Source organism: Pseudoalteromonas sp. US3C1004, from assembly GCF_048401065.1.
Lineage (GTDB): Bacteria > Pseudomonadota > Gammaproteobacteria > Enterobacterales > Alteromonadaceae > Pseudoalteromonas > Pseudoalteromonas undina.
Window position 1 is genome coordinate 465,728 of the sequence record NZ_CP183073.1, and the last position, 24,510, is coordinate 490,237.

The 24,510-nt window shown below is 39.5% G+C and carries 23 protein-coding genes; 16 read left to right on the forward strand and 7 right to left on the reverse strand.

The features are described from left to right. Positions 1 to 95: 95 nt before the first annotated feature. Entirely contained in the window at positions 96 to 926 is an 831-nt protein-coding gene (locus ACNSN3_RS02155) for an alpha/beta hydrolase family protein (RefSeq protein ID WP_418608436.1), read from the forward strand. A gap of 2 nt (positions 927 to 928) precedes the next feature. Then, complete coding sequence (kynU, locus tag ACNSN3_RS02160; RefSeq protein ID WP_418608438.1) at positions 929 to 2,164, forward strand: kynureninase; 1,236 nt, start codon at positions 929 to 931, stop codon at positions 2,162 to 2,164. 94 nt (positions 2,165 to 2,258) lie between these two features. Here kynU and ACNSN3_RS02165 read toward each other — a convergent pair whose 3' ends face one another. Together ACNSN3_RS02165 and ACNSN3_RS02170 are read right to left on the reverse strand one after the other, a co-directional pair. Then, a complete protein-coding gene (locus tag ACNSN3_RS02165; protein ID WP_418608440.1) occupies positions 2,259 to 5,507 on the reverse strand; it encodes a methyl-accepting chemotaxis protein in 3,249 nt (1,082 codons plus the stop codon). 248 nt (positions 5,508 to 5,755) lie between these two features. Further along, positions 5,756 to 6,913, reverse strand: a complete 1,158-nt coding sequence (locus tag ACNSN3_RS02170) for a hypothetical protein (protein ID WP_418608442.1) — start codon at positions 6,911 to 6,913, stop codon at positions 5,756 to 5,758. Positions 6,914 to 7,127: 214 nt separating this feature from the next. Between ACNSN3_RS02170 and ACNSN3_RS02175 the strand changes: the two genes are divergently transcribed. Genes ACNSN3_RS02175 through ACNSN3_RS02185 form a run of 3 tightly spaced genes read left to right on the forward strand, consistent with a single transcriptional unit; the run spans position 7,128 to position 8,830 of the window. After that, positions 7,128 to 7,634 carry a DUF3087 domain-containing protein gene (locus ACNSN3_RS02175; RefSeq protein ID WP_010390796.1) on the forward strand — a complete coding sequence of 169 codons (507 nt, stop codon included), beginning with the start codon at positions 7,128 to 7,130 and terminating at the stop codon, positions 7,632 to 7,634. Between the two features lie 37 nt (positions 7,635 to 7,671). Beyond that, positions 7,672 to 8,325, forward strand: coding sequence for a glutathione S-transferase family protein (locus ACNSN3_RS02180; protein ID WP_418608445.1), 654 nt, complete (start codon positions 7,672 to 7,674; stop codon positions 8,323 to 8,325). A gap of 40 nt (positions 8,326 to 8,365) precedes the next feature. Next, positions 8,366 to 8,830 (forward strand): low molecular weight protein-tyrosine-phosphatase, encoded by a 465-nt coding sequence (locus ACNSN3_RS02185; RefSeq protein WP_418608447.1) that lies wholly within the window; start codon positions 8,366 to 8,368, stop codon positions 8,828 to 8,830. A 29-nt stretch (positions 8,831 to 8,859) separates the two neighbouring features. Here ACNSN3_RS02185 and ACNSN3_RS02190 read toward each other — a convergent pair whose 3' ends face one another. Further along, positions 8,860 to 9,957, reverse strand: coding sequence for a TonB family protein (locus tag ACNSN3_RS02190; protein WP_055012909.1), 1,098 nt, complete (start codon positions 9,955 to 9,957; stop codon positions 8,860 to 8,862). A gap of 232 nt (positions 9,958 to 10,189) precedes the next feature. Between ACNSN3_RS02190 and ACNSN3_RS02195 the strand changes: the two genes are divergently transcribed. From ACNSN3_RS02195 to csrA, 6 genes are all read left to right on the forward strand, one after another. Continuing rightward, entirely contained in the window at positions 10,190 to 10,813 is a 624-nt protein-coding gene (locus tag ACNSN3_RS02195; protein ID WP_010390804.1) for a GTP cyclohydrolase II, read from the forward strand. A 353-nt stretch (positions 10,814 to 11,166) separates the two neighbouring features. After that, positions 11,167 to 11,955, forward strand: a complete 789-nt coding sequence (locus ACNSN3_RS02200; RefSeq protein WP_418608450.1) for a BPSS1780 family membrane protein — start codon at positions 11,167 to 11,169, stop codon at positions 11,953 to 11,955. Next, positions 11,955 to 12,407 carry a regulatory protein RecX gene (locus ACNSN3_RS02205; protein WP_010390806.1) on the forward strand — a complete coding sequence of 151 codons (453 nt, stop codon included), beginning with the start codon at positions 11,955 to 11,957 and terminating at the stop codon, positions 12,405 to 12,407. The genes ACNSN3_RS02200 and ACNSN3_RS02205 overlap by 1 nt, the downstream gene beginning before the upstream one ends. A gap of 19 nt (positions 12,408 to 12,426) precedes the next feature. Continuing rightward, positions 12,427 to 15,027, forward strand: a complete 2,601-nt coding sequence (gene alaS, locus ACNSN3_RS02210) for an alanine--tRNA ligase (RefSeq protein ID WP_418608452.1) — start codon at positions 12,427 to 12,429, stop codon at positions 15,025 to 15,027. A 6-nt stretch (positions 15,028 to 15,033) separates the two neighbouring features. Next, a complete protein-coding gene (locus tag ACNSN3_RS02215) occupies positions 15,034 to 16,251 on the forward strand; it encodes an aspartate kinase (RefSeq protein WP_418608454.1) in 1,218 nt (405 codons plus the stop codon). Between the two features lie 90 nt (positions 16,252 to 16,341). Beyond that, positions 16,342 to 16,533, forward strand: coding sequence for a carbon storage regulator CsrA (csrA, locus tag ACNSN3_RS02220; protein WP_004587515.1), 192 nt, complete (start codon positions 16,342 to 16,344; stop codon positions 16,531 to 16,533). Between the two features lie 53 nt (positions 16,534 to 16,586). On the opposite strand, the gene ACNSN3_RS02225 is transcribed toward csrA, so the two are convergent. From ACNSN3_RS02225 to ACNSN3_RS02235, 3 genes are all read right to left on the reverse strand, one after another. Then, complete coding sequence (locus tag ACNSN3_RS02225) at positions 16,587 to 17,054, reverse strand: YcxB family protein (RefSeq protein ID WP_109875314.1); 468 nt, start codon at positions 17,052 to 17,054, stop codon at positions 16,587 to 16,589. A 134-nt stretch (positions 17,055 to 17,188) separates the two neighbouring features. Continuing rightward, complete coding sequence (locus ACNSN3_RS02230) at positions 17,189 to 17,380, reverse strand: hypothetical protein (RefSeq protein WP_008115136.1); 192 nt, start codon at positions 17,378 to 17,380, stop codon at positions 17,189 to 17,191. 50 nt (positions 17,381 to 17,430) lie between these two features. Then, the gene (locus tag ACNSN3_RS02235) at positions 17,431 to 17,604 is read right to left on the reverse strand and encodes a DUF1328 domain-containing protein (RefSeq protein WP_002961939.1); all 174 of its coding nucleotides are present in this window, start codon (positions 17,602 to 17,604) and stop codon (positions 17,431 to 17,433) included. Between the two features lie 524 nt (positions 17,605 to 18,128). Between ACNSN3_RS02235 and ACNSN3_RS02240 the strand changes: the two genes are divergently transcribed. The 5 genes from ACNSN3_RS02240 to ACNSN3_RS02260 all read left to right on the forward strand — a co-directional run bounded on the left by ACNSN3_RS02240 (position 18,129) and on the right by ACNSN3_RS02260 (position 22,620). Further along, entirely contained in the window at positions 18,129 to 18,374 is a 246-nt protein-coding gene (locus tag ACNSN3_RS02240; protein ID WP_178955085.1) for an OadG family protein, read from the forward strand. A gap of 12 nt (positions 18,375 to 18,386) precedes the next feature. After that, a complete protein-coding gene (oadA, locus tag ACNSN3_RS02245; protein ID WP_010390815.1) occupies positions 18,387 to 20,168 on the forward strand; it encodes a sodium-extruding oxaloacetate decarboxylase subunit alpha in 1,782 nt (593 codons plus the stop codon). Positions 20,169 to 20,182: 14 nt separating this feature from the next. Then, complete coding sequence (locus tag ACNSN3_RS02250; RefSeq protein ID WP_109875312.1) at positions 20,183 to 21,313, forward strand: sodium ion-translocating decarboxylase subunit beta; 1,131 nt, start codon at positions 20,183 to 20,185, stop codon at positions 21,311 to 21,313. A 139-nt stretch (positions 21,314 to 21,452) separates the two neighbouring features. Further along, a complete protein-coding gene (locus ACNSN3_RS02255) occupies positions 21,453 to 22,424 on the forward strand; it encodes an aldo/keto reductase (RefSeq protein ID WP_010390816.1) in 972 nt (323 codons plus the stop codon). A 19-nt stretch (positions 22,425 to 22,443) separates the two neighbouring features. Further along, a complete protein-coding gene (locus tag ACNSN3_RS02260; protein ID WP_010390817.1) occupies positions 22,444 to 22,620 on the forward strand; it encodes a hypothetical protein in 177 nt (58 codons plus the stop codon). A gap of 148 nt (positions 22,621 to 22,768) precedes the next feature. Here the strand turns inward: ACNSN3_RS02260 and ACNSN3_RS02265 are convergent, their stop codons facing one another. Further along, positions 22,769 to 24,082, reverse strand: a complete 1,314-nt coding sequence (locus ACNSN3_RS02265; RefSeq protein ID WP_010390821.1) for a peptidoglycan DD-metalloendopeptidase family protein — start codon at positions 24,080 to 24,082, stop codon at positions 22,769 to 22,771. Positions 24,083 to 24,510: the final 428 nt, after the last annotated feature.

The following is a 24,510-nucleotide window of genomic DNA, read 5'->3' on the forward strand; positions in this document are numbered from 1 at the left end:
CAATAACGCTGGTAGGTCGTATAAAAATTTTATAAATGGCTGCTGGCGTTTTTTGGTCATACCGCTTTTAAGGTTATAAAAGGAAGTATTTTATTTTGAAGAGCTTAATAGTTTTATTTTTAGTTGTATGGCCTTTTTTGGTTAATGCCAACGCGCAGATAGTTGAATTTCCTGATGTAAATAATAATGTGGCATACGCAAGTGTGGCTTCATTGGGATTTAACCCAGCGGATGAAAAAATAGCATATGGGGATAATGAATCGCAGTTCGCATTACTTTGGCGCGCAAAACAAATACAGCCGCAAAACCCGTTAGTTATTTTACTTCATGGTGGTTGTTGGCTAAGTGCATACGATATTAAACATACCTACGCGTTAAGTACGGGGCTTGCACAAGCTGGTTTTAATGTATGGTCTTTAGAGTATAGAAGAAGCGGCGCAAGCGGTGGTGGCTGGCCTACAACGTTTAATGATGTAAAAGCCGGAATTTTAGCGGTAAGTAAATATAATAATGGCGAGTTTAAATTAGCTGACTCGGTTGTGGTAGGACACTCCGCTGGTGGGCATTTAGCTCTGCTTGCTGGTGGTGAAATTGAACAGCTCAAAGGGGTTATTGGCTTAGCCCCTATTACTGATATAAAAGCGTATGCACGCGGTAATAACAGCTGTCAAAAAGTGACAAAGGATTTTATGCAAGGTATGCCAACTGATAAACCCAAGGCTTACACGCAAGCGAACCCGAGCGAGCAGTCGCTTCATCCGCAGAGTATTATTTTACAAGGTGACCAAGATACCATCGTGCCAGCTTTTAATTTAGAGCAGCTTAAACGACCTGTGGTTATGCTAGATGGTGTGGGGCATTTTGATTGGATCCACCCAGGTTCTGAGGCATTTAAGACACTAATAAAAAATTTGAATGAGAAGTAATAATGAATTTTAATGAGATTGTAGCGCTTGATAAAGCCGATCCGCTGGCTAATAAACGTGATGAATTTGATTTACCCGCAGACACTATTTATCTCGATGGTAACTCATTAGGGGCTTTGCCTAAAGCCGTAAAATCGCGCGTAGCTGAGGTGGTAAGTCAGCAATGGGGTAGCCATTTAATTAGAAGTTGGAATGATCACCAATGGATTGATTTACCAACTTTGGTAGGAGAGAAAATAGCGCCGATTATTGGCGCAGCAAAAGGCCAAGTGATTTGTTGTGACTCGATTTCAGTTAACTTATTTAAACTGTTAAGTAGTGCATTATCGTTAAACCCTGAGCGAAATGTGGTGTTATCCACCGAGGATAACTTTCCTACTGACTTATACATGGTGCAGGGGCTAAGTAAGCTATTAGGCCCCGACTTATGTCAGCTTAAATTAGTGGCAGAGCAAAGTATTGAGCAAAACCTTAATGATTCAGTGGCTGTGTTGCTATTAACGCAGGTCAACTTTAGAACCGGTCAGTTGCTGGATATGCAAAAGCTCACCCAGTTAGCCCACGAGAAAGGCATTTTGGTGATATGGGATTTAGCCCATAGTGCGGGAGCTTTACCGGTTGAACTTGATAACTGTAATGCTGATTTTGCCGTTGGCTGTGGCTATAAATACTTAAACGGTGGCCCAGGCTCACCTGCATTTTTATATGTGGCTAAACGCCACCAAGCTGCTGTGAAGCAACCCTTATCAGGTTGGATGGGTCATGCCAAACCATTTGCTTTTGATGCAATATATCAAGGTGCTGATACTATAAATCAGTATTTATGTGGCACACCTAGTGTGATTGCGATGAGTGCTTTAGATGCTGCGCTTGATGTATGGCAAGACGTAGATATTTCTCAAGTAAGAGAAAAGTCGATTGCACTTGCCGACGTATTTATTAAATTAGTACAAACACATTCATGCTTAAGTGATTTGCGCTTATGTTCCACTGAAAATTCGAGCCAAAGAGGTAGCCAATTAGCATTTTCGCATACCGATGCGTTTGCTATATGCCAAGCGTTAATTGAAAAAGGGGTTATTGCTGATTTTCGTGCACCTAATATTTTACGCTTTGGTTTTACGCCACTTTATACTTCGTTTGAAGAGATTTGGCAGGCAGTAACTATTTTAGCTGAGGTAGTTAAAAGCCAGCTATATACCCAGCCACGTTTTAATTTAGCGGGTAAAGTGACGTAACTTTATGATGAGCCATTATTATAATGGCTCATAGCGTTTCTCAAGTTAAAAAAGGCATAGCGTTAGCAGAATCACTAGCAGCGCCTTTAGGTTATTATTGCTCCTTTTCTAGATGAAAGTAATTAAGTTGTACTCTCATCTCGGTAGCTTGTTCTGCCATTTGACGCGCAGCCGCCATTGTTTCTTCTGTAATCGCTGAGTTAGCCTGAGTTAGCCCCGTTAACCGTTGTACAACAAGATTAACCTCTTTAATTGCTTGCTCTTGTGCGGAGGTTGAGTGCGCTATATGTATTATATTTTTACTAACATCGCTAACAGCTTGCATTATGTGTTTTAGTTTTTTCCCTGAGGTGTCGGCTAATTCAGTTCCAAGTGCTATTTTTTGATTACTGTTTACAATAATACTCTTTATTTGCTTTGCTGATTTAGCACTACGCCCCGCTAAATCACCGACTTCATTAGCGACTACAGCAAAGCCTCTTCCGTGGTCGCCAGCCCTAGCTGCTTCTACGGCGGCATTAAGTGATAGCAAGTTAGTTTGAAAAGCGAGGTTGTCAATAACCGAAAGTATTTCGTTAATGTCTTTACTGGCTTCATTTACTTCATCAATCGCGCTAACAGTCTGTATTGATAATTGGTTTCCTTCTTCAGCAATTTGCTCTGCATTGCTAGCCAATGCCACGGCACTTTTTGATTGTTCAGATACTTTAGTTAGCTCATCTAGCATTTGCTCAGTACTTGAGCTTGCCTCTTCAAGGTTGGCTGCTTGCTCTTCTGTGCGTTTACTTATTTCAGTATTACTTGAAGCTATTTCACCTGCATTTTGCATAACCTGGCCAGCTGATACTTGAATTTCTTGAATGACATTGGTTAATTTAAATATGGTCGCGTTGGTGTCGTTTTTTAGGGTGTTGAATACGCCTTGATATTGCCCCTCTATATTTTTGGTAAGGTCACCTTTAGCTAAGTTTGACAAAACGCTACTTACTTCATTTATAGCTAATGAAACTAATGAGGTAGACTCATTAACATTATTTTTTAAATCTTCCAATTGGCCTTGCAATGGTTGTTTTAATTGATGAGAAAAATCGCCATTTGCCATTGCAGCCATCACTTGATTAAGATCATTTATGACATGTTCAAGGTTTGTTACCGAGTGGTTTATATCTGTTTTTAAACTATTTAGCTGGCCTGTCATAGTCGATGAAATAGTATGATCAAAGCGCCCCTGACTAATTGCTAGCATGACTGATGAAATTTCAGTTAGAGCATTATCAATAGCAGTGATTGATGTATTGATGTTACTTTTTAACTGCTCAAGTTGACCGCTGGCTTCACCTTTAATCATTTTTTTAAAGTCACCTTTACTAACAAAGGACATGACTTCACCTATTTCATTCATTACATTATTTAAATTAGCCATACTGGAATTAATATCTTGTTTTAAGATATCAAGCTGTCCAGCTAAGGGGGCATCTAATTGCGCTGAAAAATGGCCCTGTCGTAATGCACTCATAACGTCACTAATACCATCTATGGCAATACTTAAGCTATTCACTGAGTTATTCACGCTGTCTTTTAGCTGGGCAAGTTTTCCTTTAGCTGGATAGGTAATTTGCTCTTTAAAGTTACCTTGCTCTACGTTAGCCATAATATCTACGATACTATTCATTGTGTTGTTTATTGAGGAAAGCGATTGGTTAATATTACTTTTTAAGGTGCCTAATTCGCCTGACATTGAGGCATTAATTTGAATATCAAATTGACCATCAGCCATAGCAATCGCAATGTTATTTAATTCGTTTATTGCCCCGTTTAGTGAACTTGCGCAATCGTTGGTTGCTTGTTTTAACGTAGCTAACTCCCCTCGACATGGTGCTTCAATACGTTGATCAAATTTACCCGCAGCCATTTGATTCATAACGCGATTTGTTTCACTAATAGATAACTGCAGCGCATCAAGAAGAGTGTTAAATGCTTGAGTGCTAACGCCTATTTCATCGCTTGAATAGACTGTTGCTCGTAATGAAAAGTCACCTTGCTGTTCAACTTTTTTCATCGTATCAGCTAGTGCATGTATTGGTTTTGTGAGTGTTTTCGCAAACCAATATGCGGCAATGGTAACAATGAAAATAGTGATGAAAAGTATCACAATGAGTTGTTGGGAAAGTGTGGTTATTGACTCAAAAGCTTCTTGTTCGTCCATTTCTGCTATAAGTGCCCAGCGAACATTAAATACATTTACAGGTGCAAATGCAGATAGCACCATTTCATTGTTATAGTCATTTATAACATGCTGCCCTTTTTCATTTTTTAGTGCTTTGATTACAGATAAGGTATTTACAGTGCCTTTATTTGGGTTTCTAAATGAGCTTTCTACAGAGTGGTTTTTCGGATCAATATACGAGTCAGAGCGCATTAACCCTTCAGGGCCAACAAGGTAGGTTTCTCCGCTTTCGCCCAACCCGTCGCGTTCTTTCATAATTGAATTAATATCTTCAATCGATAATTGGGCAGCTAAAATAGCAACCATTTTACCATCAACAGCAATAGGCTTTCCTATAAAGCTTGCAGGGGCATTATATGAAGGGGAGTACTGTTTATAATCTGCAAAAGCAATTTTTTGTGGGTTGCTGCTATCTTTTAATTGTCTAAATAGGTTCGCTAAATTACTTTTAGCGTAGGGGCCTGTTTGCAGCGATGTTGCAAAGTCTACTTCTTTATAAACAGAGTAAACAATATTGCCATTTGCTGGGTCGATAATGAAAATATCGTAGAACTTATTTATATTAGTCATATCGCGTAGATAAGGATGATATTGGCGGTGCGCTTGCTCGTAAGAGTCTGATTGCTCGGTGGTGGTTAGTTTTTGTTTTTCACCAATTGGGTTTGGGTTATTAGCTAGATAACGAGATTGCAGCTCAATACTTTTTGGATTCATTTGCTTTAATAGAGATGAAGAAACTGTATCTGTTGGGTTTAGCTGTTTAAATTTTGGAGCAAAAGACTCTTTATAAAAGCGATTTAGAGACTCTGATGAGGTTGAAGGGGAGGTATTATTAAATCCATCTATAAACTTTGTCGCAATATTGGCCATTTCTGGATTTGCTTGCAGCGCATTAAGCTTTTTTTCAATGTTGTTAAAATAGCGTTTAACAGCGCTTTGTTTTACTTTACTCACAGCGTCTAAACGCGAATAAACCTGTTCTGTCATCGAGTTTGAAGCTGTATTAATTGCGACAATAATAATTATTGTTATTGGCACTAGGGCAACAACTAAAAAGGCGGAGATAAGTTTTTTTGTTAAGTTTAATGAATTAAAAAAGTGGTTAATTGTGAGCATTACTATGTCCCTGTAATAAGGTCTGAACCTCAAATGAGCATAGAACACAATTTGTGAAGATCTAGTTAATAATTAAAGTAATGAGTTTTTATTACAAAATAGCCAAAGCTGATACAAAGCACTTTTAATTTTAATGTAATTGCAGCATGCTTTTTTAGCGGTTTAAAAGCAATAAAGCGTAGAAGTACTTAAGTGCTCCTACGCTTTACTATTTAATTGATGTTCTAACGTTAAAAAAGCAAACGATGTTAGAGCGCGACTAAACTGCGCTCTAACATAGCTTGAATTTGCTTAACTATTTTAGCTTCGGTTTCGGGTTCAAACTGGGCAATTCGAGGAGTGTGAATATGCCCAGTCGGAATATCTGAATTTAGCTGATTACGCAGCCGAATACTGCGATACGAAATTTCGTTAGACAGGTAACCACCGCCACCGCCACGTACTGCAGTTGCCTCTTTTAATTCGTCAAAACTGCTAGGCTCAAAGTCTTTTTTGAGGGTAATAACATGATGATTATCATTAATCGCAAAAGGGCCTTTTGCCTTTAGCATAGCGCTAACAGGTAAACTAAATTCTACAAACTCAGTACCGGGTAATGGGCGGTCGTTTAAGCTTGGAATGAGCGGCGCTGTTTTGGTACCGCCATACACTATATTGGCGTTGTCGGGGGCTGTTACACTGCGGCGCTTACCTGGAAAGCGTTCAAGATCAAAATCTTTGCGGCCCATGCTAACGGTAACGACCATATCAACTTTATTAAGAGCGTAATAAGGGGCAAGTAAGGATTCTATAATGCCTTGATCAAAGTCTTCATAACGCACAGGCACCATTACAGTGTTTATTTCAGCACTAATCCCTTTATAGTTTATTACTTGGCCATCAAGAAGCAACGCAGCCACGCCTGATGGGTTACTTTGGTTTATATTTCTATCAAGTAAAAATGGGTCAAACCCAGTTAGTAGTATCTTTTTAGTGGTGTTTTGTGAGTAGCTTAGATCTGTGCGACCTCGGCTTCCGTTTTCTAGCAATGTTAATAACACTGTTTGCTGCGCGGCGCTCAGCGAAAATGCAGGTTTTGTGGTACGAATTATTTTACTTGATTGTAAGCGAGCCCAATAAAGCGCGCGATCATCTAAGTTTTGCGTTGTAGCGATGCGTTTTTTTGCACTAAACCATAATCGTTTTGAGTAGTCATTAACGGCATCTACGGCTTGTGCATAGCTTGAGAGTGACTTGAATTGCTGCTCAAATTGATTAACTTCGCTGGCAAAAGCGCTTAGTACGGCTGGCATCGCTTGGCTGGCTTTTTCAATTCGCAATTCTTCTGGGGTTAGCGGTGTGTTTAAATTGGCTAAAGTACTAAAAGAAGAAAATATTAAACTTGTGGCAATCAGTGTTTTTATCATGATGTTCCTATACTAAGTCGTATTTGTTGCCTACTATCCTATGCCTAATATGTGGGTGCAAATAAAATCGTTGGTTGGTTTTATGTTGAAAGCAGTATAAAACAGGCGCTAAATCAAAAACTACGGGTATTTTATTAAAAAAGAGTCTTAACTCTGTGATGGGTTTAGCTACAATGGAGCTGTGTATTTTTTAGTTTTTTACTTTTAGGCAGCTATGCAACTTATTCAAATAGATAAAGCACGTTATCGTAAACATTTAAATCGCGTTATTGTCGGCTGTGCAGCAGGTTTAGCTGTGGGCAGTTTAGCAATTTCACAAACCTTAATTGCATTATTTCCCGATGAAAGTGGCAGTCATTTTCATTGGAACTTATTAGGCGTAATTGTTACGAGTATTGGCATAGGCTGGTTGTTAAATAAATACCGAACACATCCTTTTATGAGTGAGGTGGTGTATGTGTGGGAGCTTAAAAAAGCGCTTAATAAAATCACTCGTAAAATGGCTAAGCTAAAAGCGGCGGGACGAGAAGGTAACCCCGATGCATTATTGGCGATTCAATATAGTTATGCGGGCTCACGATTATTATGGCAGCTTGACGATAACACCATCACTATGGATGATTTAGCGATTAAACAAGCCGAGTTAGATAGCGTTGCGGCCAAGTTCAACTTAACCTTAAATGCTGATGACTACAATGATGCAATTTTAAAGCAGTTTTAAAGCAGTTTTAAAGTGGTTTTAATTTATAGGAATAACAATGAGTATAATTCTTTATGGTGTCCCGCTTTCTCCTTATGTGCGTAAAGTACGTGTGTGTTTAGCGCTTAAGCAACTGGACTATAAACTCGAAATAGTCTCGCCGTTTAATCAGCCTGACTGGTTTTTAGAAGTTAATCCGTTAGGGCGTATTCCGGCGCTAAAAGATGGCGAGTTAAACTTGGCGGATTCTAGCGTTATTTGCCAATATCTTGATGAAAAATACCTTAATTCATCGGCTTTACTCGGTGATACTATAGAGCAACGTGCAGCTGTTCGCTGGCTAGAAAAATACGCAGATTACGAGCTGGCTCCACTGACAACATTTACGGTATTTCAGCAGCGTATTATTGCTCCTACAATGCAAAAGCCAACCGATGAAGCCTTAGTGCAAAGTGCATTAAATGAAAAATTACCGCCTTTATTTGATTATTTAGAAGGTTATTTAGGGAATAACGAATTCTTTGTTGGTAACAGCTTTACTCTTGCCGACATTGCAGTGAGCTGCCAGTTAATGAATATGGAGCATGGCGGTGAGCAACTTGATGAGTCGCGCTGGCCTAAGCTTGCTACTTTACATAGCCGTGTAAAACAGGGGACCGCTATGCAGAGCATGCTTGAAGGCGAACAAAAAATATTAGCTTCATTAAAATAATGTTTATCACCGATTTTTAGCAAAGCTTAGGGAGCCATAAGTGAAAAAAGTACTGATTGTTTGTTTAGGTAATATTTGTCGATCTCCGACGGCTGAGGCGGTATTAAAAGCTCGCGCTAAAAAGTTAGGTATTGATCTGCTAGTGGACTCGGCAGGGACTATTGGTCATCACGAAGGTAATCAACCAGATAGGCGCTCAATGCAGGCTGGTGAAAAACGCGGTTATAGTTTTAAAGGTATTTTTTCGCGCAAGGTGCGTAGTAGTGATTTTAGCGAGTTTGATCTTATTTTAGCAGCCGATAAACAAAATCTGTCGGATTTAACCGCACGTTGCCCTGAACATTTGCAGTACAAGCTTGCGTTGTTTTTAGAGTATGGCGAGCAAGCACAAAGCGCAATTCCCGATCCTTACTATGGCGGTGATGATGGCTTTGAAAAGGTACTTGATTTAATAGAGGCCGCCAGCGATAACATTTTAGCTAAGTTAAAATTAATGATAAATTAAAAGGCGCTTGAAGCGCCTTTGGTATGTTATTAACGGTTTACTTTAAAGTCGAGCTGTACTTTGGAAGTTGCTGCAACCGCTTTTCCATGCTCAAACTTAGGAGCATAGCGCCATTGCGCTAATGCTTCTACTGCTGATTTTTCAAAGGCCACGCCACCCTCAGAACTAATTACTTGCGGATTTTTTACAAAGCCAGACTCATCTACTTGAAACTCCATAACTACACTGCCATCTTTACTAAATCGCGCTTTGTTTTTAGGGTATTTAGGGTTAACGCGGTATAGCGGTGTTTGCTCTTGGCTTTCTTTCCACGGCACCATTTTAGCAATCGCGATACAGTGCTTAGTGGCTTCATCGCTTTTGCCTTTTTTTTCATACAAGCCAATTAATCTTGAGTGTGCGGTAAGCTCAGCGCTGTGATCGTAACTTAAGTTTTCATCAAACACCTTTACTACGCGATTAAGCCGTTCAATTGCTTGGTCGTATCTTTTTCTACCCTCAGCAAACGACGCCATTAAAAAGTCAGCTTTTATTTGTTCAACCGAGTTTTTAGGTAAGTTAGCCTGGTAATACTCATCGGCCTCTTCCAAGTAGTTTTTAGCTTCACGGTATTTTTCGTAGCTGAATTTATTGGCTAATATGGTTGCCGCTTCTAATTTCATATCGGCCAAAAATTTAGGTTTATTTTCTGTATTTGCTATTGCAATTACTTGCTCTAAATAATAGTCCGCTTTTTGAGCTGAGGGGGCAAAATTAGCCATACCAACCAAAGAATCAACGGTTTCTAACGATTTGTTACCATGGTTGTTAACTGAAATAGTGTAGGCTTGTTGATATAGTGAAAAACGTTTTTCAATCCATTTTTTACCATAGCCATTAATTGATTTAGCATAGTTAATAGCTAAGTTTGCGGTGTTATCTGAATTATCACCGTAAACAGCTTTACCTAATGTGTAGGCCTGCTCCGCGGCTTGTTGCATATTTTCCTTAGTTTTAACCGCATTTAAGTAATTTTGATACGCGTCGTTAAAAACGGCTTGAGCGTTACTTGCTTGTTCGGCAAATGACATGGTGCTTAATACAGATAAACTTAAGCCCATCAGTAATACACGTTTATTTAGTTTCATAATGATCCCTATTATTTGTCGGTGGTAAATTAGCAAATCCTTATGTGTATGTCATCATTTTAGGTAAACCAAGGTAAATATGCGTTGCTAATATATTTATGCTTACATATTGAAAATAGCCGCTGTCGTCGCAATATATTTGACATTACTTAGGGTGTACTACGATCCAATTTTGAACTTTTGTGATATTATCACTTTATCGTGTCGTAGTTTTTTAATATTTGGATTGGTCGTGGCGCAAGTAAGAGCAAGAGTCCAGCTTAATGTTGGCAAAAATAGTGATATTCCTGCAGAAATTATCTCGTTTAGTGGCTTAAAAGATGGCCAAGAGCATGTTGCTTTAGTATTTAATAACGCCGATACCCAGCAAGGTGTCCCACTTATTCGTATGCATTCTGAATGTTTAACCGGTGATGTATTTCATTCGTCACGCTGTGATTGTGGTGAGCAGTTAAACGAGTGTATTGAAATGATGCATGAGCAGGGCGGTATTTTACTTTATTTACGCCAAGAAGGGCGTGGTATTGGTTTATATAATAAAATTGATGCGTATGTACTGCAATCACAAGGTATGAATACCTACGAAGCTAATAACCATTTAGGTTTTGCTGATGACTTACGTGACTTTTCAGATGCAGTGTTAATGCTCAATGCGCTTAATTTAAAGCACGTTAAATTAATGACTAATAACCCTAAAAAGCTCAATGCATTAAAAGATGCAGGTATAGAAGTTGATTCTGTTGTGGGTACTCATGCTCACATTAAAGCTGGGCTTTCAGGTAATAAAGCGTATTTAGAGACAAAGATTAAGCATGGCTCTCACATGCTAGATATTAAGAAAATTAAAAAACCTTAGGGTCTGTTGACCTTTCAAGGTTGAATTTGCAGCAGTCTGTTTGGTATTTAGGCAAGGCAGAGCCTATGTGGTGTGGTTATTCCCCATAAATAGGCGATAACGCAGCATCAATGCCAAACAGGCGCTGCCCGAAGGGTTCTTCCTAGGGGCGATTTACTCTTTGTTGCTCGGTTTTTACTTAGCCCACTAGGTTACAAACCTCGCGGCGCGATTAAATCGCCCCTAGTTTGAACAAATTTTAATCCGTAAAGGGCAACAGACCCTAATATTAACGGCATTTATCGCTGCCACCTATGTAATACCAACCAGCGCCGAGTTATACTCGGCGTGTTTTGTTTTAATTAAGAGCAAGTATGTCTACACAATTACGAATTTTTAAAGCTGATGCGGCATTAAAATGGTTTAAAGCGGGTTGGCTAATTTTTAAAACTCAGCCATTAACTTTTATTTTTATGCATTTGTTTATTGGCATTGTTGGCTTGTTGTCGTTATTTTTGCCGGTATTACAAATAGCTGCAGCATTGGCTACACCATTTTTAACCGCTGGTTTTTATCAAGCCGTGCTTACCAAGCAGCAGGGCGGAAAAATTATGTTAGCCGATATTTTGAAGCCCTTTTCAGCCAAAGGAAATCGGTTAGGCATATTTCGCTTAGCGCTTTATCAAATGGGTGCCGGTATTTTAATTGCCTTGCTCGCCAATGGGTTATTTGCTGATGCAATGGCGGTTATGACACAGCCTGGCCTAGATCCAAACACCGCTGTTAGTCAAATGCTTGAGAGTATTTCGCTTGCTAACGTGGCATTGTTTTTAATTGCGCTCTCTATTTACTTTACTTCGTTTGCCTACGCAGTACCGCTGGTTTATTTTAATAAAGAGCAACGTATTTTAAATGCCTTAAAAAGTTCGTTTATGGTGTTTTATTATAATATTTTACCATTAAGTGTTTATGGTATTATTTGCGCATTATTAATGGTGTTGTCGATGTTCTTATCGCTACTACCGCTGTTGATTTTAATGCCAATTTGCTACATTAGTTTCTTTGTATCTTATCAGGCTATTTTTATGCCCGTTGTGCCACCAAGTGATGACAGTAACATTAAGCCTTTAAGTAGCGAGCAAAGCGGACGCTTTGACGCTTAATGGATGATACGTTAAAACAAAAGTTAAAAAACTATGTGCTTTGGTTGCTTGGTCGGCAAGAGTATTCGCGCCGTGAGTTAACCCAAAAGTTACAGCAAAGAGAAGCAACCGACGAGTTCATAGAAAACCTGCTTGATTGGTGTGAAAAGCACAATTTTATCAACGAGCAGCGTTACTGTGAAGGGTTTGTCAGAAAACACATATTTAAATGCCATGGCTTAAAGCGAATTCAAAGTGAGGCCATGAGTAAAGGGATTGATAGAGCACTGCTTGAAACAGTGGTTGATGAGCTGGAAATAGATTGGTTTGAGCTCGCGCAGGAAGCGTACAACAAAAAATATTCAACGACACCGGCAGACCTCGAGTACAAAGAAAAAGCTAAGCGCGTGCGCTACTTAATGTATCGAGGTTTTAGCTATGATCAAATAAATTTTGCAATGCAAGCACAGTAAATACAGGTGAGACTTTCACATGCAGCACATGACTACCGCACAGATTAGGCAACAGTTTTTAGACTTTTTTGCCAGCAAACAACACCAAGTTGTTCCTTCTAGTTCGCTTATACCGGGTAACGATGCCACGTTGTTATTTAATAATGCCGGTATGGTGCAATTTAAAGATGTATTTTTAGGCGCCGAAAGCCGCCCTTATACACGCGCAACTAGCTCTCAGCGTTGTGTGCGTGCTGGTGGTAAACACAACGATTTAGAAAATGTTGGTTACACAGCACGTCATCATACCTTTTTCGAAATGCTAGGTAATTTCAGCTTTGGTGATTACTTTAAGCAAGATGCAATTAAATTTGCGTGGGAGTTTTTAACTGAGGTTGTAAAACTACCAAAAGAAAAGCTGTTAGTGACCATTTACCATGATGACGAAGAAGCCTTTGGCTACTGGGCTAACGATATAGGTTTACCTGAAGATCGTATTATTCGTATTGCAACGAGCGATAATTTTTGGTCTATGGGTGATACCGGCCCTTGTGGTCCATGTTCTGAAATATTTTATGATCACGGTGAGCACATTTGGGGTGGTCCTCCGGGCACTCCTGAAGAAGATGGCGACCGTTTCATTGAAATTTGGAACTTAGTATTTATGCAATACAACCGTCAAAGCGACGGGACTATGGAGCCACTTCCTAAGCAATCTGTTGATACTGGTATGGGCCTTGAGCGTATTTCAGCTATTTTACAAGGTGTGCATTCAAACTACGAAATCGATTTATTCCAAGGCTTAATTGCCGCCGCTGCAAGCGTTACTAATGCACAAGATATGGATGATAAGTCGCTTCGCGTGGTGGCGGATCATATTCGTTCGTGTGCGTTTTTAATTTCAGATGGGGTTATGCCATCAAATGAAGGCCGTGGTTATGTATTGCGTCGTATTATTCGTCGTGCAGTACGTCACGGTAATAAGTTAGGTGCTAAAGGCGCGTTTTTCTATAAATTGGTTGCTGCACTTATTGAGCAAATGGGTCAAGCGTACCCAGAGCTTGCTAAGCAACAAGAAATTATTGAAAAAGTACTGCGTATTGAGGAAGAGCAGTTTGGTAAAACGCTTGAGCGTGGTTTAGCTATTTTAGAAGAAAGCTTGAGTGATTTAACCGGGGATGTGATCCCAGGTGACTTAGTATTTAAACTTTACGATACCTATGGTTTCCCTGCCGATTTAACAGCTGATGTAGCGCGTGAGCGCCAAATGACCATTGACCATCAAGGTTTTGAAGCATGCATGGCAGTGCAACGTAAAACAGCACAGCAAGCGGGCAAATTTGGTGCAGATTATAATGAGCAATTAAAATCAGATAAGCACACTGATTTTAAAGGCTACGATAGTAATCATTATCGTGGCACTGTGGTTGAGATTTTTGCCGGTGGCGAATCTGTATCGTTATTAGAAGATGGTCAGCAAGGTATTATTGTTTTAGACCGTACTCCGTTTTACGCTGAATCAGGCGGCCAAATTGGTGATAGCGGTACAATTACTGTTGCCGGTGGTGAGTTTAATGTAACGAATACCACTAAATTGGGTAATGCTTTTGCTCATCATGGAACAGTTCAAGGGCATATTGGCGTTAACGATAAAGTGGATGCGACTATTGACGATGCGCGTCGTGAAAGCATTAAGAAAAATCACACAGCTACGCACATTTTACATGAAGCATTACGTCAGCTTTTAGGTGAGCACGTATCGCAAAAAGGCTCACTTGTGCAGCCAGATCGTCTGCGTTTTGACTTCTCACATTTTGAAGCGGTGACCAAACAAGAACTGCGCGAAATTGAACGTGTAGTAAATGACGAAATTCGTCGTAACTTTGCACTTAATACTGAGCTAATGGCAATTGATGATGCTAAAGCAAAAGGTGCTATGGCATTGTTTGGCGAAAAGTACGATGACGAAGTACGTGTAGTAACCATAGGTGATTACTCAATTGAGCTTTGTGGTGGTACACACGTAGAGCGTGCAGGTGACATTGGTTTATTCAAAATTGTATCTGAAAGCGGTATTGCTGCCGGTGTTCGTCGTATTGAGGCGGTAACCGGTGCAGAAGCAATCGCTTATGTTAATGAACAAGAACAGCAATTAGCAGATGTTGCAGCGCTTGTAAAAGGTGACAGTGCGTCAGTACTTGAAAAAGTAACTGCATTACTTGAAAAGTCGAAAGGACTTGAAAAGCAAGTTGCCCAACTTAACGATAAACTAGCCAGTGCGGCAGGTGCATCGTTACTTGATTCAGTGGTTGAAATTAATGGGGTTAAATTGTTAGTTGCCAACGTTGAAGGAACTGAATCAAAAGCGCTTCGTGGCATGGTTGATGATCTTAAAAATAAGATTGGCTCAGGCGTTATTGCTTTAGGTGTTGCCAGCGGTGATAAAGTAAGCCTAATTGCGGGTGTAACTAAAGACTTAACCGGTAAAGTAAAAGCGGGTGAGTTAGTTAACCACATGGCAGGCCAAGTAGGTGGTAAAGGCGGCGGTCGTCCAGATATGGCGCAAGCGGGTGGTTCTGAGCCACAAAACTTAACTGCAGCACTTGATAGCGTAACAGCTTGGTTAACTGAGCGTACTTAAGCTTAAGTGGCACTTATAGTTCAAAAATTTGGCGGCACTTCGGTAGGCTCAATAGAGCGTATTGAAGCGGTCGCCGACCTTGTTGTTAAAACTAAGCAACAAGGCCACCAAGTGGTGGTGGTGCTTTCGGCAATGTCGGGAGAAACCAATCGCTTAATTAATCTTGCCAAACAAATCGACTCTCGCCCGAGTAGTCGTGAACTCGATGTATTACTCAGTACCGGTGAACAAGTCTCTATAGCTTTATTAGCGATGGCGATTATTAAACGCGGCCATTCTGCGGTAAGCTTGTTAGCCGATCAGGTGAATATATTAACCGATAACATGTTCGGTAAAGCCCGTGTAGAAGACGTGGCTGCAACGCGTTTAAAACATGAACTTGAACATAACCGTATTGCTATTATTGCCGGCTTTCAAGGACGCGATATTGAGGGCAACGTGACTACGCTTGGGCGTGGTGGCACCGATACCTCTGCGGTTGAAATAGCGGGTGCAATAAAAGCGGATGAATGTCAGATCTATACTGATGTTGATGGCGTATATACAACAGATCCTCGTATTGAACCTAATGCACGACGTTTAAGCCATGTAACCTTTGCCGAAATGCTTGAGCTGGCTAGTTTAGGTGCTAAAGTGCTACATATTCGCTCTGTAGAGTCGGCTGGTAAGCACAATGTACCATTAAGAGTGTTATCTAGCTTTAAACCTGATGAAGGTACATTAATTAGTTTTGAGGAGAGCGATGTGGGGAGTAACGTTGTGTCGGGTATTGCATTTAATCGAGACGAGTGTTTGATTAAGGTACATGGAGTACCGCAAGGCACTAAAGCGCTTGCAAAAATTTTGAAACTTTTTGCAGATAATGGCATCGAAATAGATATGATTAATCAAATTAATCATAAAGTTGAAAAAGTCGACTATGCTTTTACTGTGCATTTAAATGATTATTTAAACGCACTTGATTTGTTAACGGCTGAGCAACAGCAATTTGACGCACAGGCAATTGACGGATTAACTAATGTGGCGAAAGTGTCAGCTGTAGGTATGGGGATGAAATCTCATTCTGGGGTAGCGAGTTTATTTTTTGATTCGTTAGCACAAGAGAACATTGATGTGATGTTTGTTTCAACCTCAGAGATAAAGATTTCAGTTTTAATAGATGAAAAATACCTCGAGCTGGCTGTTCGTGCATTACATAAGACATTTTTAACAGAAAATGAATAGATTGAGAGTTTTTACTTACTTTTTAGTCTAATTTTAATTAAAATGTGTGTGCGGAATCTTATAATTTTATTGGAACATGGGAGCAAGAGAATGCTAATACTAACTCGTAGAGTAGGCGAGACCCTGATGATTGGTGACGAAGTAACCGTTACTGTTCTGGGTGTTAAAGGAAATCAAGTTCGTATCGGTGTTAACGCACCTAAAGACGTATCAGTTCATCGTGAAGAAATTTACATGCGCATACAAGCTGAAAAGTCTAACCCTAATCCGGGCAATGCTTAATCAACATAGTATAAAATGTGCTAGTTAATAACTATGACATTTGTAAAAGCCACTCATTGAGTGGCTTTTTTGTTTATAAAATCAATCGTTTCTTCGTCGAGTATTGCCTTAGAAATGTATTGCATACCGCTTTTACTTTTTAACAATAGGCCGCAATCTGTAGTAATTACTTCATTAATGTCGTGCCAAGCTAATTGGTAATTCTTGTAATGATTGGTTGATTTTATTCCGTCCTCGTCGAAGGTGAGAGTGACTTCAGAGCCAGATGCTCTGCTAAGCATTTGCCTTGTTACCCACCAAGGACGACGATAATAAAAAGCAATGCACTCAAGTAAAGCTAACATAAGCAAAAATGTACCAAGGTAATGATCGCCTAAACCATAAATGCCAAATAGCCCTAATATCACAAGTAGCGCCAATAAAAAGTATTTAGGTTGTGCACGCTTACTATAAGGCAGCGATTGGTCGAAGCATTCATAAAAATAAGGTTTATCGAGTTTATAAGTTGTTGTAAAGACCATGTGTTTGCACTTAAAAGCTATTTTTTATTATTTTAGCCTAATGCGCAGCTTAAAAGGGGAAATGACTAGAAACTATTTATATTTTAGGCATAAAAAAACGACCCGTAGGTCGTTTCTTAGCTAAATAAATAATATTAGCAATTTGTCTCTTCGGCATTAACGCCTTCTTTTACTTCTTCACAGGTATCTTCTACCTTGTTTTGAACATCTGTCACGGCTTCGTCAATACGCTCACCGGCTTCTTCTGCATGATTGTCTTCACAACCCATAATAAATGCACTTGCGAATAGACCAATAGCTGCTGCTTTAAGTGTTGATGATTTCATAATGTAATTCCTTGTATATAAATTTAAAAAGAGAGTTCGTTGTTTCTTATCTACCTGGGGCTTTTACCACGTAAAGCGCCAGAGACAAGTGAAATAACCAGTAAAACTAAAAAGATAAAAAATATGATCTTAGCAATTCCTGCTGCGGCTCCTGCAATACCACCAAATCCTAAAACGGCTGCGATTAGTGCGATCACCAAAAATGTAATTGTCCAGCGTAACATTGTCATCTCCTTGATTTATCTAAGTGTTAAAGTGTTGTTTTTATATAAGCGAGTAATGTGCCAGTATTTTATTTTGTTTTAAATCAATGGTTTATTTCTATTTTTCGCGATTGGCTTTATATTGAGTTGGTAATTTTTACGATCTTATCGGTAACTTATTCACAGTTGTCTCTGATGAGATAATAAATAGTTGTTGCTGCTCTTTATTTTGGTAAGACCAATTAACATTTGTTTTGAAGGTTATTAGTGGGTTAGCACAATAGGTTTGTTATATATGTGTTTTTACAAAGTATTAGTGTTTTTATATATTCTTTGTTTATAACGAACATTTTTAGCATCTATATATCTGGGTTAAATAAGCTATTTTAGGTGGTGTTAACCTTATTGGTGATATGTTACTTTTAGATTAATTGGTTTTACCAATTTACAACGTGTAGACAAAAGAATAGTTTTTGTTACTATTGATGAATAGTTATTTAAATAAACCGATTTTTTATGTGTTTGGTTTTAAACAGGGGAGAATTATGGATATAGGGGCTTTACTCACAACTGCAGGCAATTTAATGCTAACAGGCATGGTGGGTGTGTTTGTATTTCTTTCTTTATTGATTGGTGCAGTGACACTCATGTCTAAGCTGGCTAGCAAGTTTTCTCAGCCAGAACTAGCAGCATCACAGAGAACACCATCTTTTAAATCTCAAGGTGTGCCAAATGAGCACATCGCTGCAATTAGTGCTGCCATTGCTCAGTACAAAACAAATAATAATTAGAGGAGCATACCAATGGCTAAATTAAAAATAACAGAACTCGTACTTCGTGACGCACATCAGTCGCTCTTAGCTACCCGCATGCGATTAGACGACATGTTACCTATTGCAAAAAAAATTGATGACGCAGGTTATTGGTCTATAGAATCTTGGGGTGGAGCTACCTTTGATTCATGTATTCGTTATTTAGGTGAAGATCCATGGGAGCGTATTCGCGCGCTTAAAAAAGCGATGCCAAATACACCACAGCAAATGCTACTTCGTGGTCAGAACTTATTGGGATATCGCCATTATGCTGATGATGTGGTTGAGAAGTTTGTTGAGCGCGCCCACAAAAATGGCGTAGACGTATTTCGTATTTTTGATGCCATGAATGATGTACGTAACTTAGAAACTGCCATAAAAGCGGCGGTTAAAGTAGGGGCACATGCGCAAGGTACAATTTCTTACACAGTAAGCCCTGTACATACATTAGATATGTGGTTAACACTTGCTAAGCAGCTTGAAGAATTGGGTTGTCATTCAATTTGTATTAAAGATATGGCGGGATTGCTTAAGCCTTACGATGCAGAAGAACTCATTAAAGCGTTAAAAGAAACGGTTTCCATACCTATTGCAATGCAATGCCATGCAACAACGGGTTTAAGCACCGCTACTTATCAAAAAGCGATTGATGCCGGCATTGATATGCTCGACACAGCTGTATCGTCTATGAGTATGACTTATGGTCATTCAGCAACTGAAACAATTGCTGCAATCGTTGAAGGGACCGAGCGTGATACCGGGCTTGATTTAAACCACCTAGAAGAAATTGCCGCTTACTTTAGAGACGTACGTAAAAAGTACGCTGCGTTTGAAGGCAGCTTAAAAGGTGTCGATGGCCGAATTTTATTAGCCCAAGTGCCAGGTGGTATGTTAACTAACATGGAAAACCAGCTTAAAGAGCAAGGTGCTGCTGATAAACTAAACGAAGTGCTACTTGAAATTCCACGAGTACGTGAAGATTTAGGCTTTATTCCACTCGTTACACCTACCTCACAAATTGTTGGTACTCAAGCGGTATTAAATGTACTCACTGGTGAGCGTTATAAAACCATTACCAAAGAAACTGCTGGCGTATTAAAAGGTGAGTATGGTTCAACACCTGCACCAATGAATAAAGAGCTTCAAGAGCGCGTACTTGATGGCAGTGAAGCAATTACCTGTCGCCCTGCAGATATTATTAAACCTGAACTTGAAACTTTAGAAGCTGAGTTAAGCAAGCTTGCGCAGGAGCAAGGGCTAACTTTAGCCGATGAGCAAATTGATGATGTGCTTACCTATGCACTATTTCCACAGATTGGTTTGAAATTTATTAAAAACCGTAACAATCCTGATGCATTTGAGCCTGTTCCTAGCGCTGATGATAACGCCAATAAAGCACCTGAAAAATCAGCGGCAAACAATAAAAGCGTTAAGGCAGAGCAATACAGCGTTAAAGTAGACGGTAAAGTATACGATGTCGTGGTTGCTCAAGGTGGTGAGCTTAAAGAGGTGACGTTAAAAGACTCAGAGCATATTCCACAGTCAGCATCGGTTGCCTCGGGTGAAACTCTAAATGCACCACTGGCCGGTAATATTTTTAAAATTAAAGTAAAACCAGGTCAGGTAGTCAATGAAGGTGATGTGGTAATTATTATGGAAGCCATGAAAATGGAAACCGAAGTACGCGCCATGCATACCGGTACGATTGCTGAGGTGCTTGTTTCTGAGGGCGATTCAGTGTCAACCGGCGATGCAATGATTGCACTAGCTTAAGGAGTAAATAGAGGATGGATGGTATTTTAAACCTCTGGCATGCCACAGGCATTGCTAACTTTACATTTCCTGGGCTGATCATGATTGCCGTTGGTTGTTTGCTATTATTTTTAGCAATTGCCAAAAAATTTGAGCCGTTATTATTACTGCCCATTGGTTTCGGAGCTATTTTAACTAATATTCCAGTAGCTGGTTTATCAGATCCAGGTGGCTTACTTTACTATGTTTATTATGTTGGTATTGATACCGGTATTTTTCCGCTATTAATATTTATGGGAGTGGGGGCCTTAACTGATTTTAGTGCCTTGATTGCCAACCCGCGTATGTTGCTATTAGGTGCGGCAGCGCAGTTTGGTATTTTTGCGACGTTATTTGGCGCTATTTTACTTAACTTTATTCCGGGATTTGAATTTAGCTTACAAGATGCTTCTGCAATTGCGATTATTGGTGGTGCAGATGGGCCAACCGCTATCTTTTTAGCGTCAAAGCTGGCCCCTGATTTACTGGGCGCTATAGCGGTGGCTGCGTACTCGTACATGGCGTTGGTTCCTATTATTCAGCCACCTATCATGCGTGCGTTTACAACGCCTGAAGAACGCAAAATTCAAATGCCAGAACTGCGTAAAGTATCTAAAAAGGAAAAAATTATTTTCCCACTGATGGTGCTTACCTTAACTGCTATATTCTTACCTGCGGCAATTCCGCTGGTTGGTATGTTCTGTTTAGGTAACTTAATGCGTGAGTCGGGTGTAGTTGATAGGCTCAGCAACAGTGCGCAAAACGAAATCATTAATATCACCACTATATTTCTAGGACTTGCAGTGGGCTCTAAACTTGCTGCCGAGCAGTTCTTAACAGTAGAAACTATTGGTATTTTGGTACTGGGTGCACTGGCGTTTGCTATTGGTACAGCCTCTGGTGTATTTATGGCTAAAGGCTTAAATAAGATATCAAAAACCCCCATAAACCCATTAATTGGTGCTGCGGGTGTATCCGCTGTGCCTATGGCAGCACGTGTTGTTAATAAGGTTGGGCTTGAAAATAACCCGCATAACTTCTTATTAATGCATGCCATGGGGCCTAATGTTGCAGGGGTGCTTGGTAGTGCTGTTGCGGCAGGTATTTTACTCGCTCTTGTGGGTTAAATATAATTTAGACTCAACCTATTAGCGCAGTTTACTGCGCTTTTTTTTGCATAAAATTCACTGTTTTGACTTAAGCGGTTTCTTGTATAGGGTTTTTTGTTTAAAGTAATCACTCTTCATTTTTTAAAGGGCTGTCAAAATGTTACACACTCCGCTGGCAAAATATCTCCCGAATGTAAGCAAACTTGTTTTTGGCTGTATGGGTTTGGGAGGCGCATGGAATAAAGATGCGATTACCAGTGCGCATTTACAACAAACTCATTCATGCATAGATGCCGCCATTGAAGGCGGAATTAATTTTTTCGATCATGCTGATATTTATACCTTAGGCAAAGCCGAACATGTTTTTGGTCAAGCTCTGGCTGAGCGACCAGAACTTAGGGAGAAAATGTATATTCAGTCTAAGTGTGGTATTCGCTTTGCTGATGATAAAAACCCACAACGTTATGACTTTTCAGCTGATTGGATTGAGCGCTCAGTAGAGGGCTCATTAAAGCGATTAAATACCGAATATTTAGATATACTTATGCTGCATCGCCCAGATCCTTTAATGGAAGTAGAGGAAGTTGCACAAGTATTTAGTTGTTTAAAAGAAAGTGGCAAAGTGCGTCATTTTGCGGTGTCTAATATGTCGCAATATCAAATACGGTTTTTGCAACGCGCTTTAGATATGCCGATTGTGGCAAATCAAATCGAAGCGAGTTTACAAAAACATCAATGGGTTGATGAAGGCGTTTATGTGGGTAATGCCGATGGCAAGGATATTAACTTTACCCCAGGCAATATTGAATATTGCCGTGAGCATGAAATTCAGATTCAAAGTTGGGGCAGTTTATGCCAAGGCTTATACTCTGGTGGTGATTTATCAAAGGCCTCGCCTGCAGATATTAATACCAGTATTTTAGTCAGTAAGCTTGCCATACTTTATGGTACAACAGCAGAAGCTATCGTATTAGCATGGTTGTTGCGCCACCCAGCATCAATTCAACCAATTATTGGTACCACTAATATAGAGCGTATAAAAGCATCCTGTGATGCGGTTAATGTTAACTTAAGTCGTGAGCATTGGTATGAGCTATATATCAGCGCGAAAGGCTGCGCTTTACCATAACCTGGTGTAGGGTGATGATATGAACATATTTGTTATTTTAATTAGCTTAGTCATTGCTTTGGTGATCATTATTCCGTTACTGGAAAAATACCAAAGTAAAATGGGGCTTGAGAGCGCTACTAAATATAGTAAGTATATTTGGCCACTGGTGATGATCTCTTTGGTTGTGCAGCTTATTTATGTACTCGTAAATTAACTCTGAAATTTAGCACCAAGCAGCTTAGATACAATGGGTAATTCGTGAAACTATTCAAATATCTATGCTGGTTGGTATAATCATCACATACAAAAAAGCCTTTGCGGGTTATCCCTGCAAAGGCTTTTTTATTTAATCATTAAACTCTTTATTTAAGTGCCAACTGAAGCTCTCGGTTACGCTCAAGTTGCGCAATAAAGTTATCAGCAATAGGCTTAAACTTAGCAAGCTCTGAGCGTGGTAATGGCTCAGATTTAGGTAGTTTCACAGTTTTGGGATTACGATGAACACCGTTAACTAAAAACTCATAATGTAAATGTGCCCCAGTTACTCGACCTGTTGAGCCTACAGTACCAATTTTCTCACCTTGTTTGATTTTTTGCCCTGTTCTAACTAGGCGTTTGTTAAGGTGTAAGTACTTAGTAACGTATTGTGTACCGTGGCTTATAAATACGTAATTACCGTTATATTTACTGTAGCCCGCTTTGATAACTTTACCATTACCTGATGATACAACAGGCGTGCCTGTACGCGCAGCGTAGTCAATACCTCGGTGTGCTTTTACTTGTCCTGTAACCGGGTGTAAGCGGCGAGGATTAAAGCTTGAGCTAATATATTTAAAGTTAACAGGTGCACGTAAGAAGGCTTTTTTCATACTACGCCCTTCAGGGGTATAAAAATTACCGTCTGTGTGTCGAATTGCTGTGTAACGTTCGCCTTGGTTTATAAATTCTGCGGCAATAATTTTACCGGTGCCAATAAATTCACCGTCAACAAAATGAGATTCATATATTAAGCCAAATTCATCACCTTTACGGATGTCATTTGCAAAATCCACGTCCCAACCAAATATATCGGCAAAGTTCATGATTTGGCGTTCACTTAAACCTGCAGCGATCGCTGACGTCCAAAAACTGCTAGAAATTTCCCCACCGGCGGTTTTGCTAAGTGTTTCTATTTCTTTGCTGTCAATTGAAGTATCGTATTGGCCTTCGTCATTAAGGGTGACATATAAGGTATCTGTTTTAGATATAACGTAACGTAACTGAGCCAACGAACCATCTTTTGCAGTAGCAAAGCTTAGTGTTTCACCTGGATGAATTTTGGTAAGCTTGCGTGTTTCAGCATTTGTGTTAACCAGTTTGTAAAGCGTTTGCGCAGAAAAACCAGCGCGCTTAAAAATGTTCGCTAAATTGTCACCATTTTTAACAAGGTGATCGACAAAATCATATTCTGGAAGTTTTTGCGCTGCATGCTCTGAATTTAAGTCGGTGAGTTTTTCGTTTTCACCTACTTTTATTTGTAATTCGTAACGCTTACCAATTTCTAGCGTGTTCTCGCTATTGTCTTTGGATGCAGTGGCTTTTTCAGAAGGTAAAAAGGCTAAGGCAACAATAGCAGAAACCAAACCTAGAATAAGCATTTTGTGTTTTTTGGGGAGCGTGTTAACCACGTGGACCATAACGTGCCTTTTTCTGCTGTCAAGATAATAAATAGATTATATTGCAGGATATAACGAATAATCTATGAATACTAGTATTTTGTAGATTTAAACTCGCGTTAAATTAAGCTAAAATCATAGGGTATTCAGGCTGTTTGTGTTTAAAGTTGAATAACAGCACTATTTTATATCCTTGGATACTTTGCTTTTTCATCGTAATGTTAAATTAGCTTTTAAAACGATTTAATAGCGAGAAGTGATTAATTTATAAACTGTTTTTTGGGCTTTTATAAACACCTTTAGTGTATTATTAATCGCTCTTTTATATCCCATTTTAGAACGTACGCCCTGCATTTTAGTTGGTGCAGCGATTAGTTAAAAAAGTTGTTCTAATTAAGTGGAAATTTGTTATGTTAGCTAAATAGTTTTATTTGTTTTGTTAAAACGCG

What these genes read in the sequence shown, in the direction of transcription:
- ACNSN3_RS02175 (WP_010390796.1), top strand. Translation starts at nt 7,128, where the DNA reads ATGCAACTTATTCAAATAGATAAAGCACGTTATCGTAAACATTTAAAT.
- kynU (WP_418608438.1), top strand. Translation starts at nt 929, where the DNA reads ATGAATTTTAATGAGATTGTAGCGCTTGATAAAGCCGATCCGCTGGCT.
- ACNSN3_RS02230 (WP_008115136.1), bottom strand. Translation starts at nt 17,380, where the DNA reads ATGAAATCATCAACACTTAAAGCAGCAGCTATTGGTCTATTCGCAAGT.
- ACNSN3_RS02165 (WP_418608440.1), bottom strand. Translation starts at nt 5,507, where the DNA reads ATGCTCACAATTAACCACTTTTTTAATTCATTAAACTTAACAAAAAAA.
- ACNSN3_RS02190 (WP_055012909.1), bottom strand. Translation starts at nt 9,957, where the DNA reads ATGAAACTAAATAAACGTGTATTACTGATGGGCTTAAGTTTATCTGTA.
- csrA (WP_004587515.1), top strand. Translation starts at nt 16,342, where the DNA reads ATGCTAATACTAACTCGTAGAGTAGGCGAGACCCTGATGATTGGTGAC.
- ACNSN3_RS02240 (WP_178955085.1), top strand. Translation starts at nt 18,129, where the DNA reads ATGGATATAGGGGCTTTACTCACAACTGCAGGCAATTTAATGCTAACA.
- ACNSN3_RS02180 (WP_418608445.1), top strand. Translation starts at nt 7,672, where the DNA reads ATGAGTATAATTCTTTATGGTGTCCCGCTTTCTCCTTATGTGCGTAAA.
- ACNSN3_RS02250 (WP_109875312.1), top strand. Translation starts at nt 20,183, where the DNA reads ATGGATGGTATTTTAAACCTCTGGCATGCCACAGGCATTGCTAACTTT.
- ACNSN3_RS02200 (WP_418608450.1), top strand. Translation starts at nt 11,167, where the DNA reads ATGTCTACACAATTACGAATTTTTAAAGCTGATGCGGCATTAAAATGG.
- ACNSN3_RS02255 (WP_010390816.1), top strand. Translation starts at nt 21,453, where the DNA reads ATGTTACACACTCCGCTGGCAAAATATCTCCCGAATGTAAGCAAACTT.
- ACNSN3_RS02170 (WP_418608442.1), bottom strand. Translation starts at nt 6,913, where the DNA reads ATGATAAAAACACTGATTGCCACAAGTTTAATATTTTCTTCTTTTAGT.
- alaS (WP_418608452.1), top strand. Translation starts at nt 12,427, where the DNA reads ATGCAGCACATGACTACCGCACAGATTAGGCAACAGTTTTTAGACTTT.
- ACNSN3_RS02205 (WP_010390806.1), top strand. Translation starts at nt 11,955, where the DNA reads ATGGATGATACGTTAAAACAAAAGTTAAAAAACTATGTGCTTTGGTTG.
- ACNSN3_RS02265 (WP_010390821.1), bottom strand. Translation starts at nt 24,082, where the DNA reads ATGGTCCACGTGGTTAACACGCTCCCCAAAAAACACAAAATGCTTATT.
- oadA (WP_010390815.1), top strand. Translation starts at nt 18,387, where the DNA reads ATGGCTAAATTAAAAATAACAGAACTCGTACTTCGTGACGCACATCAG.
- ACNSN3_RS02235 (WP_002961939.1), bottom strand. Translation starts at nt 17,604, where the DNA reads ATGTTACGCTGGACAATTACATTTTTGGTGATCGCACTAATCGCAGCC.
- ACNSN3_RS02225 (WP_109875314.1), bottom strand. Translation starts at nt 17,054, where the DNA reads ATGGTCTTTACAACAACTTATAAACTCGATAAACCTTATTTTTATGAA.
- ACNSN3_RS02260 (WP_010390817.1), top strand. Translation starts at nt 22,444, where the DNA reads ATGAACATATTTGTTATTTTAATTAGCTTAGTCATTGCTTTGGTGATC.